Annotated in this window: 18 protein-coding genes and 1 pseudogene; 8 read left to right on the forward strand and 11 right to left on the reverse strand. The window is 63.5% G+C overall.

Annotation, left to right across the window (positions count from 1 at the left end):
* Positions 1 to 111: 111 nt before the first annotated feature.
* A complete protein-coding gene (locus tag ACHMW7_RS22845) occupies positions 112 to 2,115 on the reverse strand; it encodes a tetratricopeptide repeat protein (protein WP_395447732.1) in 2,004 nt (667 codons plus the stop codon).
* A gap of 180 nt (positions 2,116 to 2,295) precedes the next feature.
* On the reverse strand, positions 2,296 to 3,312 hold the full coding sequence (locus tag ACHMW7_RS22850) for a polyprenyl synthetase family protein (RefSeq protein ID WP_395447733.1): 1,017 nt from the start codon (positions 3,310 to 3,312) through the stop codon (positions 2,296 to 2,298).
* Positions 3,313 to 3,462: 150 nt separating this feature from the next.
* Between ACHMW7_RS22850 and ACHMW7_RS22855 the strand changes: the two genes are divergently transcribed.
* The 6 genes and pseudogenes from ACHMW7_RS22855 (at position 3,463) to moaB (ending at position 7,118) form a co-directional block, all read left to right on the forward strand.
* Positions 3,463 to 3,687, forward strand: a complete 225-nt coding sequence (locus ACHMW7_RS22855) for a DUF2007 domain-containing protein (RefSeq protein ID WP_395447734.1) — start codon at positions 3,463 to 3,465, stop codon at positions 3,685 to 3,687.
* Entirely contained in the window at positions 3,684 to 4,484 is an 801-nt protein-coding gene (locus ACHMW7_RS22860; protein ID WP_395447735.1) for a tRNA1(Val) (adenine(37)-N6)-methyltransferase, read from the forward strand. Before ACHMW7_RS22855 ends, ACHMW7_RS22860 begins: the two co-directional genes overlap by 4 nt.
* A 105-nt stretch (positions 4,485 to 4,589) precedes the next feature.
* Positions 4,590 to 5,419 (forward strand): annotated as a pseudogene (locus ACHMW7_RS22865) (S49 family peptidase).
* Positions 5,420 to 5,494: 75 nt separating this feature from the next.
* Complete coding sequence (locus ACHMW7_RS22870) at positions 5,495 to 5,680, forward strand: hypothetical protein (protein WP_395447736.1); 186 nt, start codon at positions 5,495 to 5,497, stop codon at positions 5,678 to 5,680.
* A 10-nt stretch (positions 5,681 to 5,690) separates the two neighbouring features.
* Positions 5,691 to 6,557, forward strand: coding sequence for a 4-(cytidine 5'-diphospho)-2-C-methyl-D-erythritol kinase (locus ACHMW7_RS22875; RefSeq protein ID WP_395447737.1), 867 nt, complete (start codon positions 5,691 to 5,693; stop codon positions 6,555 to 6,557).
* A gap of 9 nt (positions 6,558 to 6,566) precedes the next feature.
* The gene (gene moaB / locus ACHMW7_RS22880; RefSeq protein WP_395447738.1) at positions 6,567 to 7,118 is read left to right on the forward strand and encodes a molybdenum cofactor biosynthesis protein B; all 552 of its coding nucleotides are present in this window, start codon (positions 6,567 to 6,569) and stop codon (positions 7,116 to 7,118) included.
* Positions 7,119 to 7,121: 3 nt separating this feature from the next.
* Here moaB and ACHMW7_RS22885 read toward each other — a convergent pair whose 3' ends face one another.
* Positions 7,122 to 7,625 carry a glycosyltransferase gene (locus ACHMW7_RS22885; RefSeq protein WP_395447739.1) on the reverse strand — a complete coding sequence of 168 codons (504 nt, stop codon included), beginning with the start codon at positions 7,623 to 7,625 and terminating at the stop codon, positions 7,122 to 7,124.
* Between the two features lie 147 nt (positions 7,626 to 7,772).
* On the opposite strand from ACHMW7_RS22885, the gene ACHMW7_RS22890 reads away from it, so the two are divergent.
* Positions 7,773 to 8,927, forward strand: coding sequence for a PA0069 family radical SAM protein (locus tag ACHMW7_RS22890; protein ID WP_395447740.1), 1,155 nt, complete (start codon positions 7,773 to 7,775; stop codon positions 8,925 to 8,927).
* 151 nt (positions 8,928 to 9,078) lie between these two features.
* A complete protein-coding gene (locus ACHMW7_RS22895; protein WP_395447741.1) occupies positions 9,079 to 9,729 on the forward strand; it encodes a ribonuclease HII in 651 nt (216 codons plus the stop codon).
* A gap of 21 nt (positions 9,730 to 9,750) precedes the next feature.
* On the opposite strand, the gene ACHMW7_RS22900 is transcribed toward ACHMW7_RS22895, so the two are convergent.
* The 8 genes from ACHMW7_RS22900 to der form a co-directional block, all read right to left on the reverse strand.
* Entirely contained in the window at positions 9,751 to 10,137 is a 387-nt protein-coding gene (locus tag ACHMW7_RS22900) for a DUF4180 domain-containing protein (protein ID WP_395447742.1), read from the reverse strand.
* A 150-nt stretch (positions 10,138 to 10,287) separates the two neighbouring features.
* Positions 10,288 to 10,767 (reverse strand): F0F1 ATP synthase subunit B, encoded by a 480-nt coding sequence (locus tag ACHMW7_RS22905; protein ID WP_395447743.1) that lies wholly within the window; start codon positions 10,765 to 10,767, stop codon positions 10,288 to 10,290.
* Between the two features lie 10 nt (positions 10,768 to 10,777).
* Positions 10,778 to 11,377 (reverse strand): F0F1 ATP synthase subunit B, encoded by a 600-nt coding sequence (locus ACHMW7_RS22910; protein ID WP_395447744.1) that lies wholly within the window; start codon positions 11,375 to 11,377, stop codon positions 10,778 to 10,780.
* A 61-nt stretch (positions 11,378 to 11,438) separates the two neighbouring features.
* Positions 11,439 to 11,663 (reverse strand): F0F1 ATP synthase subunit C, encoded by a 225-nt coding sequence (locus ACHMW7_RS22915; protein WP_182575428.1) that lies wholly within the window; start codon positions 11,661 to 11,663, stop codon positions 11,439 to 11,441.
* A gap of 68 nt (positions 11,664 to 11,731) precedes the next feature.
* Positions 11,732 to 12,481, reverse strand: coding sequence for a F0F1 ATP synthase subunit A (locus ACHMW7_RS22920; protein WP_395447745.1), 750 nt, complete (start codon positions 12,479 to 12,481; stop codon positions 11,732 to 11,734).
* Between the two features lie 39 nt (positions 12,482 to 12,520).
* Positions 12,521 to 12,931, reverse strand: coding sequence for an AtpZ/AtpI family protein (locus ACHMW7_RS22925; RefSeq protein WP_395447746.1), 411 nt, complete (start codon positions 12,929 to 12,931; stop codon positions 12,521 to 12,523).
* 240 nt (positions 12,932 to 13,171) lie between these two features.
* Positions 13,172 to 14,356, reverse strand: coding sequence for a cell wall hydrolase (locus ACHMW7_RS22930; protein WP_395447747.1), 1,185 nt, complete (start codon positions 14,354 to 14,356; stop codon positions 13,172 to 13,174).
* A gap of 130 nt (positions 14,357 to 14,486) precedes the next feature.
* On the reverse strand, positions 14,487 to 15,923 hold the full coding sequence (gene der / locus ACHMW7_RS22935) for a ribosome biogenesis GTPase Der (protein WP_395447748.1): 1,437 nt from the start codon (positions 15,921 to 15,923) through the stop codon (positions 14,487 to 14,489).
* Positions 15,924 to 15,929 lie beyond the last annotated feature (6 nt).

Here is a 15,929-nt window from a genome sequence, read left to right on the forward strand (position 1 = left end):
CTCGATCATTGGCGCGCCCCGCAAGAAAACGGGGCCAGAGAAGGCCCCGTCCTATTCCGCCCGATTGTTAGGGTCAAGCTACGGTGCAAAGACGACCGCCGCGCAACAAGCTCACTTGCCCGGCAGTTGAAGCTCCTGACCCGGCGCCAGACGCGCGGGATCGCCGCGCAGCTGCGGGTTGAGATCGAGGATCTCGCGATAGCGGTCGCCATTGCCGAGCACGTCATTGGCGATCGACCACAGCGACTGGCCACGCTGCACCTTGTAGGCGGCAGGGATCACCTGGACGGCAGGTTCAACCGCCGGCATCTCCAGTTCGCTCTTCTTCTGGCTGTCCGGTGCCGGTGTTACCGGCTTGACCACAATCGGCTTGACCGGAGCTTCGAGCGCGGTCGGCTTCTCCGGCAGTTCCGGCAAGCCCTTGGCGAGCTTCAGTTCGACGTCGGCCAGGATCTTCGGCTCCGGCTTCATGTCGCGTGCATGGCTCCACTGGAAGGTCGCTTCGAGCTTGCGCCCGACACGCCAATAGGCATCACCGAGATGGTCATTGAGCACTGCGTCATCAGGCTTGAGCGATACGGCACGCTCGAGCTCGCGCACCGCGTCGTCGAACTTGCCGAGGCGGTAATAGGCCCAGCCAAGCGAATCGATGATGTAGCCGTCGCTCGGACGCAGATCCGCCGCCTGCTTGATCATCCCGAGGCCCTCCTCGAGATTCATGTTCATGTCGACCCAGGAATAGCCGAGATAGTTCAGCACCTGCGGCTGGTTGGGGAACAGCTTGAGCGCCTCGCGGAAATTCGGCTCGGCCTTGGGCCATTCCTTCAGCCGCTCATAAGCGATGCCGCGCTGGTAAAAGACGTTCCAGTTGGCATTGGTCGGCGTCTTCAACACACCGACTGCCTTGTCGTAGATCTCGGCGGCGGCGCGGTAATTGTCGGTCGCAGCGTAAACACCGCCGAGCGCGAGATAACCGCGCATGTCGTCGGGATTGGCATCGACAAGCGCCTTGAGATGCTTGATCGCCTCATCGTGGCGTTTCAAGTCGGCCAGGTTGAGGCCGAGCTGCAACTCCGACAACCGCTTGAGCGGCGAGGCCGCCGGCACGCGGCGGTACAGCTCGATCGCCTCTTCGCCGTTCTGCTGCTGCTCGGCGATCGCTGCGAGCTGCACCAGAAGCTCGTCGCTCTCAGGCTTCAGCGCCAGCGCATATTGCAGGTAAAGCCTGACGAACGGCTCGCCGCCGCCGCGGTTGAGCGCGGTCGACAGGTTGAGCAGGATTTCGGCAGCACCGTCGTTTGGACCGGACACCAGCGGCGCGATCTTCTCGCCTTTGGCAATCTTGTCGCGCAAGGCTGAAATCGGCAGCTTGCCGGGAGCGAACTCATCGGCGCGGTCGAGAATGGCCAGCGCCTCGGTCTTCTTGCCAGAGCGTGCGAGGAAGCCGGCATAGGCCTCGGCGGCGCGCATCCAGGTTTCGGGTGCGGCACTGCCGGCACCGAGATTGTCGATGGTGGCGCGGTAGATCTCGTCGGCCTTGGCATTCTGGCCAGCCGTTTCGGCGATCAGGGCGCGGTGATAGGTCTTGAACAGCTCGTACCATTCGGGACCGTCAAGCTTGTCGAGGAACTGCAGCCCGTCGCCGGCCTTGCCCTCACCCAGCTTTGCCCAGCCAGTCATGACGCCGGTGATCAGGCGGTCGAGGTCGGATTCGAGCGCCAGCTTGAGCCATTTCTCGGCAGCTTCGTAGTCCTTCTTGCGGAAGGTATCGACGGCCAGCGCCAAACGCGAGAAGCGCTCGACGTCTGGAACGGTCTTCAGCATCTGGGCGTAAGGCAGCGACTCATCGAAACGGCCTTGCGCGATCAGCGCCAGCATCAGGCTCTGCTGCAGGGCAGCGTCTTCGGGATCGAAGGCCAAGGCGCGCTTGTAATAGGCAATCGCGCTATCGAGGTCGTCGTCGGCCTCGGCGGTGCGTGCCGCCAGATACGCGCCGGAAAACGAGCTGATCTCGACCGGCTCGGTGAGCTGTTTGGCATATCCGGGCTGGGTCAGGGCGGTAAAGCCCGCCAGAGCCGCCATGCCCATCAGCCAGATCGCGCGTCGCTGCCGCATGAAAATCCTTCCTACCAAGGTCGTACGGTCGTCCTGACACCAGCAAGCCGGGTCACAACCGCTTGTCGATGCCAAGCATGGCCTTTTTGGGGTCGCGCTTCAATCCGCACCCGCTCCACAATCCGACAACCGGCTCACGGAATTCACAAGGCAGGTCCAACAGCGCGGCGAATCCCGGCCTCAAGCGACGCGGCTGATGCAGAAATCGATAACGTCGAGCAAGGCAGCCTTCTGCGGCGTCTGTTCTAGCGGCGCGAGTGCGTCGCGAGCAATCTCGCCGAAATGGCTGGCACGGCCGATCGTGTCGGCGATGGCACCATGGCGGACCATCAGGCCGACGGCCTTTTCCAGTGCAGCCTCATCCGTTGCGCCATCCTCGATCGCGCTCTTCCAGAACGCGCGTTCGGCAGCGGTGCCGCGGCGATAGCTCAGGATCACCGGCAGCGTGACCTTGCCCTCGCGGAAGTCGTCGCCGACATTCTTGCCAAGGTCCTTGCTCGAGCCACCGTAGTCGAGCGCATCGTCGATGAGCTGGAAGGCAAGGCCGAGATTCATGCCATAGGAGCGCAGTGCCGCCTTGTCGTTCTTCGACGCGCCGGCGATGACAGGCCCGACTTCGGCAGCGGCCGAAAACAGTGCCGCGGTCTTTGCCTTGATGACGGCGAAATGCTCATCCTCGGTGGTTTCGAGGTTCTTGGCGGCGGCCAGTTGCATCACCTCGCCCTCGGCGATGACCGAGGCAGCCGACGACAGGATGTCGAGCGCTTCGAGCGACCCGACTTCGACCATCATGCGGAAAGCCTGGCCGAGCAGGAAATCGCCGACGAGCACGCTCGCCTGGTTGCCCCAAATGGTGCGCGCCGTCTTCTTGCCGCGGCGCAGGTCGCTTTCGTCGACGACGTCGTCATGCAGCAAGGTTGCGGTGTGCATGAATTCGACCGATGTCGCCAGCCGCACGTGGTTTTCGCCGGAATAGCCAAACATCTGGGCGGCTGCGAGCGTCAGCATCGGGCGCAGGCGCTTGCCGCCCGAAGAGATCAGGTGGTTGGCCACTTCCGGGATCATCTCGACATCGGAGCCGGCCTTCGACAGGATCAACTCGTTGACCCGCCCCATGTCGGCCGAAGTCAGGTCGATCAAATCCTTGATCGACGCGGCGCCCCGCTTTCCCTTCTCGATGTTGAGAACGACACCCAAGGCCAACACTCCCAAATTACACAGGCGCGTGGTCGCGCGCGTAGCTCTTAGGCGATTCTAGGGCGGCATGCACCGTGCCCGCAAGTGGCGAATTGGCGCGGTGCAACAGGTAGCGTTTACTTCGCAGCCCCAAACTGCGAATTTCGTCGCATGATCGAACTCATCCGCACCAACGACGCCGTCATCATCTCCTTTGTGGAATCGCTGCTGCGCGACTCCGGCATTGGCTGCTTCATCGCGGACCAGAACATGAGTGTGCTCGACGGCTCGATCGGCATCCTGCCGCGCCGCATCATGATCGACGAGGACGACGCCGACGAAGCGCGGCAACTGCTTGCCGACGCCGGCATCGAGCACGAAATCCGCCAGAAGTGACAGCCGAGCCAACACCCGCCAAAGAGCTGGAATTGCCGCCGCATTCGGTGGATGCCTTCCATCGCGGCGACTTCTGGCTGGTGCAGCCCAGGGAAAGCGGCCACCGCGCCGGCATGGACGCGCTGATGCTGGCCGCCGCTGTGCCGGGTTTGTTTGCCGGCCGCCTCGCCGATTTCGGCTCTGGTGCCGGTGCCGTCGGCCTGGCAGTCGCCGCGCGCTGCAGGCAGGCAAAGGTGCTGCTGGTCGAGCTCACGCCCGAGATGGCGCGCTTCGCCGAGGCCACGCTGGCCCATCCCGGCAATGCCCAGCTGAGTAGCCGCATCTCGATGCTCGTTGCCGATGTCGGCCTTTCAGGCAAGGCACGCACCGAGGCAGGGCTAGCCGACGGCTCGCTCGACTTCGTCGTCATGAACCCGCCCTTCAATCCCGCGCATCACCGACAGACATCGGACGCGCTGAAGCGGCAGGCGCATGTCATGGGCGACGGGCTGTTCGAAAGCTGGATCAGGAGTGCTGCTGCCGTGGTCAAACCGCGCGGCGGGCTGGCCATCATCGCCCGGCCGGAGCAACTCGCCGCCATCCTGACGGCCCTGGACGGTCGCTTCGGCAAGGCCGAGATCGTTCCGGTGCATCCGCGAGCGGACGCCGCCGCCATCCGCGTCATCATTCGGGCGGTGCGGGCTTCGCGCGCGCCATTGGCGCTGTGCCCGCCGCTGGTCTTGCGTGATGCCAGTGACAGGTTCTCGCAACGCGCCGACGACATAAGCAACGGCCGCGCGTCGCTTTTCAGCGATTGAGCAACGCTTGAGCATTGCGGTTGTCGCAGGAATGCATACATCCCGCATGACACAGACCGGAGAGACCAAGTGAAGAACCTGTTCCGCCGCTTGCTGCCGAAATCGATGCGTGGTGGCGAGATCGTCATCCCCGTCATCAGGCTGCAAGGCGCGATCATGTCTGGCGGCGGCCAGTTCCGGCCGACCCTTTCGCTGGCAACCACAGCCGGGGTGATCGAAAAGGCGTTCTCGATCTCCAGCGCGCCGGTCGTCGCCATCTCGATCAATTCGCCAGGCGGTTCGCCGGTGCAGTCGCGGCTGATTTACAAGCGCATTCGCGATCTTGCCGCCGAGAAGAACAAGAAGGTGCTGGTCTTCGTCGAGGATGTCGCTGCCTCGGGCGGCTACATGATCGCGATCGCCGGCGACGAGATCATCGCCGACCCCTCCTCCATCGTCGGTTCGATCGGTGTAGTGTCGGCGTCCTTCGGCTTCACCGACCTGATCAAGAAGATCGGCGTCGAGCGCCGCGTCTACACCGCCGGCGAAAACAAGGCGACGCTCGATCCGTTCCAGCCGGAAAAGGCAGAAGACGTCGAGCGGCTGAAGAAGCTGCAGCTCGAAGTGCACGAGACCTTCATCGACATGGTCAAGGAGCGCCGCCGCGGCAAACTCAAGGACGACCCCGATTTGTTCACCGGCCTGTTCTGGTCGGGCAAGAAAGGCCTCGAACTCGGGCTCATCGATTCGCTCGGCGACATGCGAACCGTGCTCAAGGACCGTTACGGCGCCAAGGCCGAACTCAAGCTGATCACCGCACCGCGCGGCTTGTTCGGCCGCCGGCTCGGCCTCGGATCGTCAGCCCTGGGCTTCTCGCCGAGGTCGTGGGTGCGGCCGCCTCTGGCCTGGTGGATGCGGCGGAAGAACGCGCATTGTGGAGCCGGTTCGGCCTTTGAAAAGGCCATAACCGCGGACTATCATCCGGGGCTGGCTAGCCGGAGACGCCGGCAACCGAAGGGAGGAGAATGGAAATGCCGCAGCTCATCTTTTTCGCGCTTATCGGCGTGGTGGGATATATCGGCTATCGCTCCTTCGTCCGGGAGGCGGAGCGGGTGACGGCAAAGGTACGGCGCAACGAAAAGCAGCGCCAGACCGGCGCCAACGGCACGCTTGTCAAGGACCCGGAAACAGGCGAGTACCGGCTCGAGAAAGACTGACGACCAACCCGTGACCTTCAACAGCGTTCCGCTCGCCGAACTCGCCCCAGCCAAGATCAATCTGGCGCTGCACGTCACCGGCCGGCGCGCCGACGGCTACCATCTGCTTGAAAGCCTTGTCGTGTTCGCCGAGCTCGGCGACCGCATCACCGTTGCCGCATCTGCGGAAGACAGCTTCCTTGTTGTCGGTCCATTTGCCGGCGATGTGCCGCTCGACAGTGGCAATCTCGTTCTGCGCGCCCGCGACGCGCTGCGGAGTGCCTTCCCCGAAAGCACCACCCAGCCGGTTTCGATCGCGCTTGAAAAGAAGCTGCCGGTCGCCTCGGGCATCGGCGGCGGTTCGAGCGATGCGGCAGCAACCATGCGCGCGCTGAAGCGCCTGTGGCGTATCCCCACCGACGTAGCGGCGCTCGGCCGCCTCGCCTTGCCGCTCGGTGCCGACCTGCCGATGTGCCTGGCCGGACATCCGCTCGTTGCCCGCGGCATTGGCGAGGAGCTTGATCCGGTCAGCCATTTCCCCGCCTTGCCGATGGTGCTGGTCAATCCGGGTATCGCCGTCGAGACGCCCAAAGTGTTCCGGGCGCTGGCGTCGCGTGACAACTCCGCGCTTGCGCCGCTCGACAGTGCCGACACAGTGCTCGACTGGCTGGCCATGAGCCGCAACGACCTTGAACCGGCGGCGATTTCCATTGAACCCTCGATCGCTGAGGTGCTTGCCGCCCTTCGCGGCTCGGGGGCTGCCTTCGCCCGTATGTCGGGCTCCGGCGCCACCTGCTTCGGCATCTTCGACAGTGCTACTGCCGCCGCGCGCGCTGCCGCCACGATCGCAAACGAACATGCCAAGTGGTTCAGCGCCGCCACCACGACCCGGACCTAGGAGCCCAAAATGGCAAAAGAGCCCCGCCTTTTTGTGCCTGTCCGCATCGCCGTGCTCACCGTCTCCGACAGCCGCACGCTCGCCGACGACAAGTCCGGCCAGACGCTCGCCGACCGCATCACTGCTGCCGGCCATGTGCTGAAGGCGCGTGACATCGTCACCGACGACAAGGACAAGATCCGTCAATGCGTCACTGCATGGTCGCTCGATCCCGAGATCGATGTGATCATCACCACCGGCGGCACCGGCTTCACCGGCCGCGACGTCACACCAGACGCGCTGGAGCCGATCTTCGAGAAGCGCATGGACGGCTTCTCGGCCGTGTTCCACCGCATCTCCTACGACAAGATCGGGACGTCGACGATCCAGTCGCGCGCCACCGGCGGCGTGCTTAACGCCACCTTCGTCTTCGTGCTGCCGGGATCGCCAGGTGCCTGCCGCGACGCCTGGGACGGCATCCTCAAGGCGCAACTCGACTATCGCCATATGCCATGCAACTTCGTAGAGATCATGCCCCGGCTCGACGAGCACCTGAGGCGAGGCGGCGCGAAGCCAGCCTAAGCCTTAGCGTTGCGCGACGACGATTTCCGCGTCGAGCGTCTTCATCGCGAGCCCGCGCGCAATGCCTTCAGCATCGGCACCGTTGCGACCCAGAACCGCCGCCTGCTTCCTGGTGATGACCAGCCCCTGCTCCAGCGCACGCGGCCTTGAGGTCACGCGCTCCCAGAACTGCCGGCTGCTTGCCCGCGAACGGGTGAAGCGCGCCGCCATCGTCAACCGGCTCATGTGGCGCACCGCATCCTCTGTCCAGCCCTCGGCCAGCCGGGCACCGGGTTCAATCAGCAAAAGCCAGTCGCTCTTGGCCTGCGCGATGCCCGCCTTGATGCCGCCGCTGGCGAGGTAGGCGCAGCCGGCATGTTCGGCGACATAGTGGGTCTGGTCGGTCGAGCCGAGGTCGCAGACGATCACTTCGCGCACCACACCCTCGACGGCGGCGCCAACCAGCGAGGCCAGCGTGCGTGCCAGCCCCTCCTCGTCGTCCCTGGTCTCGATCAGAACGCTCAGCATAGCTAGCCGCATATCCGAAAGCCGGCCAAAGCGCCAGCTTCGACGCGCCGCCAACAAAGTTCTTGCTTTGTTCTCATTTGCAAAATAGGAATAGTTTCATGCCGAACGAATCGACGGGCGGCCTCTTTCCCTTCGGGAGACAGTGAAATGGAACCCATTGCACGGGCCGATATTGCCGCTTTCAAAGGTGGTGGAGCCGGAATGGCCAACGCCATGATCGAGGAAAGTGGCCTGCGCATCAACCATGAGCGCAGACGCGGCCGCGGTGCGGGCGTCAACCCATCGGGACGTTACGAGCCGGTCAGCCGTCACGTCTTCGACGATGGCTGGAGCACGATCGAGGAGCTGCCGCCGTTCAAGACCGAAGTCCAGGTCGAGAAGCCGCGCACCATCATCACCCGCAACGAGTCGCCCGACATTTCCTTCGACCGCTCGATCAATCCCTATCGCGGCTGCGAGCATGGCTGCGTCTATTGCTTCGCCAGGCCGACGCACAGCTACATGGGCCTGTCGGCCGGGCTCGACTTCGAGTCCAAGCTGTTCGCCAAGCCCGACGCCGCCCGGCTGCTCGACCGCGAATTGTCGAAGGATGGCTACCAGCCGCGTACCATCGCCATCGGCACCAACACCGACCCCTACCAGCCGATCGAAAAGCACTGGCGCATCATGCGCGAGGTGCTTGAGGTGCTCGAAGCGCGCAACCATCCCGTCGGCATCGTCACCAAGTCGGCAATGGTCACGCGCGATATCGATATCCTCTCCCGCATGGCCGAGAAGGGCCTTGCCAAGGTGGCGCTGTCGGTGACGACGCTCGACCGCATGCTGGCCCGCACGATGGAGCCACGTGCCGCGACCCCGACCAAGCGCCTTGAAGCGATCAGGCAGCTCTCCGACGCCGGCATCCCGGTGTCGGTGATGGTGGCGCCGATCATCCCCGGCCTCACCGACCAGGAGATCGAGCGCATCCTCGACTCGGCAAAGGCCGCTGGTGCCACCGGTGCCGGTTACGTCATCCTGCGCCTGCCGCTCGAAGTCAGCCCGATCTTCAAGGATTGGCTGCTGCGCCATTACCCTGACAGCTATCGCCACGTGCTGTCGCTGATCCGCTCGATGCGCGACGGCAAGGACTACGATTCGGAATCGGGCAAGCGGATGAAGGGCAAGGGTCCTTATGCCTGGCAGATCGGCCGCCGTTTCGAGATCGCGGCCCAGCGCCTCGGCCTCAATTCCGTGCGCACGCCGCTCAGGACCGACCTGTTCGAAGCCGCGCCCAAGGACCAGTTGCAGCTGACGCTGCTTTGAATGTCAGGGCGGACAAGCTTTGTCCGCTCTGTGCAAGAGATCCCGTCCGGCCTCTCCCCGTGGCCAGCTGACGGTGCCTTCCCGAACCGCCGCCCCAATCGGTCGGGAAGGACTTGCGGAGAATCGGGACCGATGCGAGCATCGCCGCACTATGGCTCGCCCGCGTTCCGATTCTCCGCCCCTCTTCGAATTCATCGACAAACCCGACTTCGCCTTCGAAACGAAAGCGATATCAGGTGGCCTGTGGCCATGCGCGGGCCTCGACGAAGCCGGGCGCGGGCCACTCGCCGGCCCGGTCGTTGCCGCAGCGGTGGTTCTTGATCCCGGCAACATTCCAACTGGATTGGACGATTCCAAGCGGCTGACCGCCGCGCAGCGCGAGGCGCTGTTCGACGAGGTCCTGCGCAAGGCGCTGGGCGTCGCCGTTGCCTCTGTCTCGGCCGACAGCATCGATCGTAGCGACATCCGCAAGGCGAGCCTGGAAGCGATGCGCCGCGCGCTGGCGGGTCTGCCTGTGACGGCCAGATCGGCCCTTGCCGATGGCCGCGACGTGCCGCCCGGTCTCGCTTGCACTTGTCGCGCCTTGGTCAAGGGCGACCAGCGCTCGCAATCCATCGCCGCCGCCTCGATCGTCGCCAAGGTGACGCGCGACCGCATGATGTCGGCCTGCGGCTCCAACGACAATCGCTATGGTTTCGAAGTCCACATGGGCTATGCGACCGCCCGCCATCGCGCGGCGATCGTCGAGCACGGCGCATCGCTTCGCCTGCACCGCATTTCCTTCGCGCCGTTCAGGGACTAGCTCCGACAGAAAATGCGGGCGCTAGCTCTGCTGGCTCTGAAGCGATGGCTTCTCAAGCCTGCCGTGAAGTTCTTCGAAGGCTGAAACAAACCAGATCGACTTGCCCTTGTTCGTTTCGCGCACAAAGTCTCGCAGTGCTCCGCTACTGTCGAGCGCTTGGGTGATGTCACCGACGATGGCGCACCCTAGACCGTAATTCACGAACTTCTGAAACACCTCGCCGGCAACGCCGGTGCTAAGTTTGAGAAAATCCGGGCCGAGCAGCGCCACGGGGATGGCGAGGAAGTCGGCCTCGTTCGACCATGCCGCGCTGATGAAGTCGTTGGCATCGGCAGCTGTCCGCAGGATCTGACCTTGCGGGCTGAAGTGGAGTACCCGTGAATTCCCAATTTCAACGATCTGAGTCATGTCGCCGGACTAGCAGCGGCGGATTTAAGCCGCAAGCCACGTCGAAGCAGTTCCTGACAAGCGCCAGGTGGCAGTCCACCAGATGTCCTGAAAACAAAAAAGCCGCCGGAATGTCCAGCGGCTTTTTCATATCTGTCAGGCTTGCTCAAACTAGTTGAGCTTGGCCTTCAGTTCCTGCACCGACCCCTTGAACAGGTCGGCATTGGTCTTGGCGTCAGCCTTGCCGGCGAAGATCTGGCGAGCCGCTTCGACCGCAAGGTCGACGGCATTGGCGCGAACTTCGTTGACGGCTTCGCGCTCGGCCTGGCCGATCTTCTGTTCGGCAAGTGCGGTCCGGCGAGCAACGTACTCTTCGGTCTTCTTGTGCGCTTCTTCGGCGAGAAGGGCAGCTTCGCGCTTGGCCACCTCGACGATGTCGGCAGCCTCCTTCTCGGCTTCCTTGCGCTTGCGCTGATACTCGGCGAGCAGCTGCTGGGCTTCTTCACGAAGCTTGCGTGCGTCTTCGAGTTCGGCGCGGATACGGTCGGCGCGCTCGTCGAGCGACTTCGACAGCATGCCCGGCACCTTCAGGTACAAGACAACGCCGACAAAGATGACGAGAGCGATTGTGGCCCAGAATGTTGCGTCCATGGCCTCTCTCCTACTTGCCCGCGGCCTTGACGGCAGCGGCGATGTCGGCCTTGTCGACCTTGCCGGTACCCAGGGCCTGGACGATCGCCGCAGCGGTGTCCTCGGCGATGGAGCCCACTTCCTTCATGGCGTTGGCCTTGATGGTAGCGATACGGGCCTCAGCCGTGGTCAGCTTCTGGTCGAGCCCGGCTTCGATTTCCTTGCGCTTGGCTTCGGCTTCCGCCTTGGCCGCGTCGCGTGCTTCCTGGCCGATGGCGTTTGCCCTGGCTTTCGCCTCGGCAAGCTCCTGTTCGTATGCGGCGACTGCCGCATCCGCCTCGGATTTCATCCGGGCAGCCTGGTCGAGATCCCCGGCGATGCGGTCGCGGCGCACCTCGAGAATGCCGCCGACACGCGGCAGCACGACGTTCTTCAGGAAGAGATAGAACAGGCCGAAAGTGATCGCGAGCCACAACAGCTGCGACGGATAGTTCGACGTATCGAAAGGCGGAAACAAGCCTCCACCGCCATGCTCCGCACCCGTTTCCGTGTGCGCTGCAGTACCGGCGTCGGTATGTGCTTCCCCAGCCGCAGGTGCGACTTCCTCGGCGTAACCCGGCGTGACAAACATCTCTTTCCCCTGTCATCCCACCGGCCGCGACACGCGGCCGGTCAACTCGCTTGCGCGGCTCTTATGCGAAGAGCAGGAGCAGAGCGACGAGGAGCGAGAAGATGCCCAGAGCTTCGGTCACGGCGAAGCCGAAAATCAGGCGGCCGAACTGGCCGTCAGCTGCCGACGGGTTGCGCAGGGCGCCCGACAGGTAGTTACCGAAAATGGTGCCCAGGCCGATGCCTGCGCCGCCCATGCCGAGACAAGCGATGCCTGCGCCGATTGCCTTTGCTGCTTCAACTTCCATTGTCCAACTCCTTGTGGATCGAAATTTAGTTACGGTATCCAGGACGGCGGCAAGCCGCCGACGAATTCTTAGTGGCCCGGGTGCAGGGCGTCGTTGAGGTACATGCAGGTCAGCACCGCAAACACATAGGCCTGCAGGAACGCGACCAGGACTTCAAGACCGGTGATCGCGACCGTCATGAACAGCGGCAGGATCGAGCCAACCACGCCGACAGCGCCGAACGCGCTGAGCGAGGTGACGAAACCAGCGAAAACCTTGAGCGTGATGTGGCCGGCCAGCATGTTGGCGAACAGACGAACCGACAGGCTGATCGGACGCGACAGGAACGAGATCACTTCGATCAGAACGACCAGCGGCACCAGGATGCCAGGCACACCCTGCGGAACGAAGAGCTTCAGGAACCCGAAGCCGTGCTTCATGAAGCCGTAGACGATGACCGTACCGATGACCAGCAGCGCCAGCGCGAAGGTGACGATCAGATGGCTGGTGACGGTGAAGAAGTAAGGGAACAGGCCGATCAGGTTGGCGACGAGCACGAACATGAACAGCGAAAACACCAGCGGGAAGAACCGCATGCCTTGCGAACCCGCCGCGTCTCGTAGCATCGAGGCGACGAACTCATAGGACATCTCTGAAACCGACTGCAGCCGGCTCGGCACCAGACCGCGGCTCGACGTCGTCAGGAACAGGAAGGCGCTGGCGACGATCACGGTCGCAACCATGAAGGCGGACGAATTGGTGAAGGAGAAGTCGAGGCCGCCGATCTCGATCGGAATCAATTTCGAGATCTGAAACTGATGAATTGGATCGTTGGCCACGCTGGCCCCCCTTCGCCTAAATTGCGCCTTGCGACGCTGCTATTTCTTTTCCGGTTCGTCAGGCCGCTTATCGGGCGACCGGATGCCGGCGTCAGTAACCATTCCTGCCGAGCGCAGGACATTGAGCACACCAGCACCAAAGCCGAGCAGCAGAAACACGATCAAGCCCCAAGGCGACGTGCCTGCCACCCGATCGATGATCCAACCCAGACCGACACCAACCGCGATCCCGGCGATGAACTCGCTGGACAGCTTGAGTGCCTGGCCGTAGCCGGTCACACCATTCGACCCTGTACCCTTTTCCCCCTCGCGGGCAGTCTGGCGTCTTGTCGCAAGCGTTGCTTCAAGCTGTTGCCGACGGCGCTCGAGTTCGTCATCGCGGCGATCGTTTTCGGCTCGATTTTCCGGCCGGGTGTTTCCAGTTCCGCCCGGCCCCGAAGGCTTGGCCATTGCAAACTCCCACCCGGTCCGAGCGTATCCGTTCGTCCGCTTCAAAGTCGCCGGCAACATAGTTAGAGGGCCCCTGCCCGTCAAGCCACGGGGAGGCCCATCTAACCAAGTATTTTATATAAGAAAATCAGTTGGTTGGCGAAGTGCGACATCCTGCCCGCGACTCCATCCGGCGATCACTCGCCGAATCCCGGCGCAATCTGGCCACTGGCCGACTCCGCGAGCCTGGCGCGGACGCGATCAGCTCCAGCCGCCGCCATAGGTGCGGTAGAAGATATGCAGGCCGATCTTGGTCATCTTCTTCATGCCGCGCGCCCAGCCAGGGTTGACGTAGTTGGCGTAATAATGGGTCGACGAGCCGACTTCCGGGATGAATATCTTGCCGGCGGTGACAGCCATGGCGACATCCTGCGCGGTCTTGTAGTGCGAGGCGCTGGCGACGCGGTCCTTGATGCCGTCGCAGGCGAACGAGAACTGGCAGCGGTTGAACCAGCCGTCATTCTGGTAGACGACGCCGCAGATGGTGCCGGGATAGGCCGGGTTGCGGACGCGGTTGAGGATGACCTGGGCGACAGCTGCCTGGCCGCGCAGCGATTCGCCGCGCGCTTCGAAGTAGATGCCGTTGGCGAGGCACGTTTGCTCGGCCTTGGAGAACACGCTCGCCGGCAGCGGGTTGGCCAGCCACCAGTGGTCACCCTTGCCCATCGGCGGCACAAAGCGACCATCCGCCTGGTCGTCGCTGCGCAACAGCGCCTCGAAGGGCGAAGCCTTGGCGTAGTCGGGCTCGGGCGGGGCATAGGCGGTGGCCAGGATGTCGGCCTTGTCGTTGTTGACCAGCGACGCCAGCATCGCCGGCACGCCGGCCGCAGGCCGCTTGGGTTCCTTGACATGGAAGGCGGCGGCGATCTCGACTTCCTTGCCCTTGATGTCAGGCTTGGCGAAGGTCAGCTTGAGGCCGCTGTCGAGTGCCGGACGCAGGAGCGAGCTGGTGCGCTCGAAGACCGAGCCGGCGGTGAAATTCTTCGGCGGATTGACCCTGGAAACGTTGACGATACGGCCCTTCTTGTCGACGCGGACGATGCGGTCCTCATCCGGCAGGTCGGACGAACCGAACTTCTTGCCGCGGAACGAGACCGTGCCGACGCCGGCGATCTTGACGCCCGAACCGGAGATCGGGCCGGTGATGATGCCGTCGACGAAAGGCATTTCGGCGGCGTGAACCGAACCAGCCGCGGCTTTCTCGACGTAGGAGCTCCAGCGGGTGTTCTGGCTTTCCAGGCCGGAGACCAGGCTTGTCATGTCCTGATAGGCGGCGACTGTGGGAAAGCCGAGCCAGATTCCGAGCCCGACGACGGCGGGCGCCAGGAACGAACGTCTGCCCTCGCGGGCAGCAGCAAACCGCCGCTTCAAAACACCTCGATGCACAGAAACTCTCCAGGACGCAACACACCCTACTGGAGAGGAAAATGATGCATTAACCTTGATGGAGCGTTAACGCGCGCAATGCTGCGGCAATGTAAAAAGGGCCCGCGCGAGGCGAGCCCTTTGATGTGTTTCATTTCCTCTTTTTCGCACGCCCGGCAAACGGATTGTCGGAGGTGCGCAGCGCCATGCGGATCGGCACGCCAGGCATGTCGAAGGACTCGCGCAGGTTGTTGACGAGATAGCGCACATAAGACTGCGGCATCGCATCGGGGCGCGAGCAAGACAAGACGAAGCCAGGCGGCCTGGTCTTTGCCTGGGTGATGTACTTGATCTTGAGCCGGCGGCCAGCGACGGCGGGCGGCGGATGATGCGCAAGGATGCCTTCGAGCCAGCGGTTGAGCTTGCCGGTCGACACGCGGCTGTTCCAGACCCTGTGGGTCTTCATCACCGCATCCATCAGCTTCTCGAGCCCGCGCCCGGTCTCGGCCGACATCGGCACGGCCTGCAGGCCACGCGCCTGCGGCAGCAGCCGCTCGGTCTTTTCGCGCAGTTCGGCAAGCGCTTCCTGCGGGTTGTCGATGAGGTCCCACTTGTTGAAGGCGATGACCGGTGCCCTGCCCTCGCGGATGATCAGGTCGGCGATCTGCAAATCCTGCTTTTCGAACGGGATCGTCGCGTCGAGCACGATGATGACGATCTCGGCGAAGCGGATGGCGCGCAGGCCGTCCTGCACCGACAGCTTCTCGAGCTTTTCCTGCACCCTGGCCTTGCGGCGCATGCCGGCAGTATCGAACATCTTGATGCTGCGGCCGTGCCAGTCCCAGTCGACCGAAATCGAATCGCGGGTGATGCCGGCTTCGGGCCCGGTAAGCAGGCGTTCCTCGCCGATCAGCGCATTGATCAGCGTCGACTTGCCGGCATTGGGCCGGCCGACAACGGCGATGCGCAGCGGCTTGGTCTCGTCGTATGCATGGACGTCCTCGGCGTCGGGATCGGCGATGTCCTCGCCGATCAGCACGTCGCTTTCAGCGATGTCGTCGGCTTCGTCCTCGTCGTCGGCGAAGACACGCTCCTTGCCGAGTGCCTCGACGACGGCGTCGCGCAGGTCGGGCATGCCTTGGCCGTGTTCGGCAGAAATCTGCACCGGCTCGCCGATGCCGAGTTCCCAGGCTTCGAGCGCACCGCTCGATGCACCGCGCGCCTCGGATTTGTTGGCGACGAGCACCACCGGTTTGCCGGAACGGCGAACGATCTCGACGAAGGTACGGTCGTCAGGGGTCAGGCCAGCCTTGGCATCGACCATGAAGAAGATGAGATCGGCTTCCTTGATGGCGATCTCGGTCTGCGCCCGCATGCGACCTTGCAGGGTCGCGGCAGCTGCATCCTCAAAGCCAGCCGTGTCGATGACGTCGAAGACGAGATCGTAGAGTTTCGCCGCATGGACGCGGCGGTCGCGCGTCACGCCGGGCGTGTCGTCGACAAGGGCGATCTTCTTTCCAACCAGGCGGTTGAAAAGGGTGGATTTGCCGACGTTGGGCCGGCCGATTATCGCGATCTTGAAAGCCATCGGGCC

This window comes from Aminobacter sp. UC22_36 (assembly GCF_044056035.1).
Classification (GTDB): Bacteria; Pseudomonadota; Alphaproteobacteria; order Rhizobiales; family Rhizobiaceae; genus Aminobacter.

What these genes read in the sequence shown, in the direction of transcription:
- ACHMW7_RS22855 (WP_395447734.1), top strand. Translation starts at nt 3,463, where the DNA reads ATGATCGAACTCATCCGCACCAACGACGCCGTCATCATCTCCTTTGTG.
- ACHMW7_RS22870 (WP_395447736.1), top strand. Translation starts at nt 5,495, where the DNA reads ATGCCGCAGCTCATCTTTTTCGCGCTTATCGGCGTGGTGGGATATATC.
- ACHMW7_RS22915 (WP_182575428.1), bottom strand. Translation starts at nt 11,663, where the DNA reads ATGGAAGTTGAAGCAGCAAAGGCAATCGGCGCAGGCATCGCTTGTCTC.
- ACHMW7_RS22845 (WP_395447732.1), bottom strand. Translation starts at nt 2,115, where the DNA reads ATGCGGCAGCGACGCGCGATCTGGCTGATGGGCATGGCGGCTCTGGCG.
- ACHMW7_RS22890 (WP_395447740.1), top strand. Translation starts at nt 7,773, where the DNA reads ATGGAACCCATTGCACGGGCCGATATTGCCGCTTTCAAAGGTGGTGGA.
- ACHMW7_RS22900 (WP_395447742.1), bottom strand. Translation starts at nt 10,137, where the DNA reads ATGACTCAGATCGTTGAAATTGGGAATTCACGGGTACTCCACTTCAGC.
- ACHMW7_RS22910 (WP_395447744.1), bottom strand. Translation starts at nt 11,377, where the DNA reads ATGTTTGTCACGCCGGGTTACGCCGAGGAAGTCGCACCTGCGGCTGGG.
- ACHMW7_RS22885 (WP_395447739.1), bottom strand. Translation starts at nt 7,625, where the DNA reads ATGCTGAGCGTTCTGATCGAGACCAGGGACGACGAGGAGGGGCTGGCA.
- ACHMW7_RS22895 (WP_395447741.1), top strand. Translation starts at nt 9,079, where the DNA reads ATGGCTCGCCCGCGTTCCGATTCTCCGCCCCTCTTCGAATTCATCGAC.
- ACHMW7_RS22905 (WP_395447743.1), bottom strand. Translation starts at nt 10,767, where the DNA reads ATGGACGCAACATTCTGGGCCACAATCGCTCTCGTCATCTTTGTCGGC.
- moaB (WP_395447738.1), top strand. Translation starts at nt 6,567, where the DNA reads ATGGCAAAAGAGCCCCGCCTTTTTGTGCCTGTCCGCATCGCCGTGCTC.
- der (WP_395447748.1), bottom strand. Translation starts at nt 15,923, where the DNA reads ATGGCTTTCAAGATCGCGATAATCGGCCGGCCCAACGTCGGCAAATCC.
- ACHMW7_RS22925 (WP_395447746.1), bottom strand. Translation starts at nt 12,931, where the DNA reads ATGGCCAAGCCTTCGGGGCCGGGCGGAACTGGAAACACCCGGCCGGAA.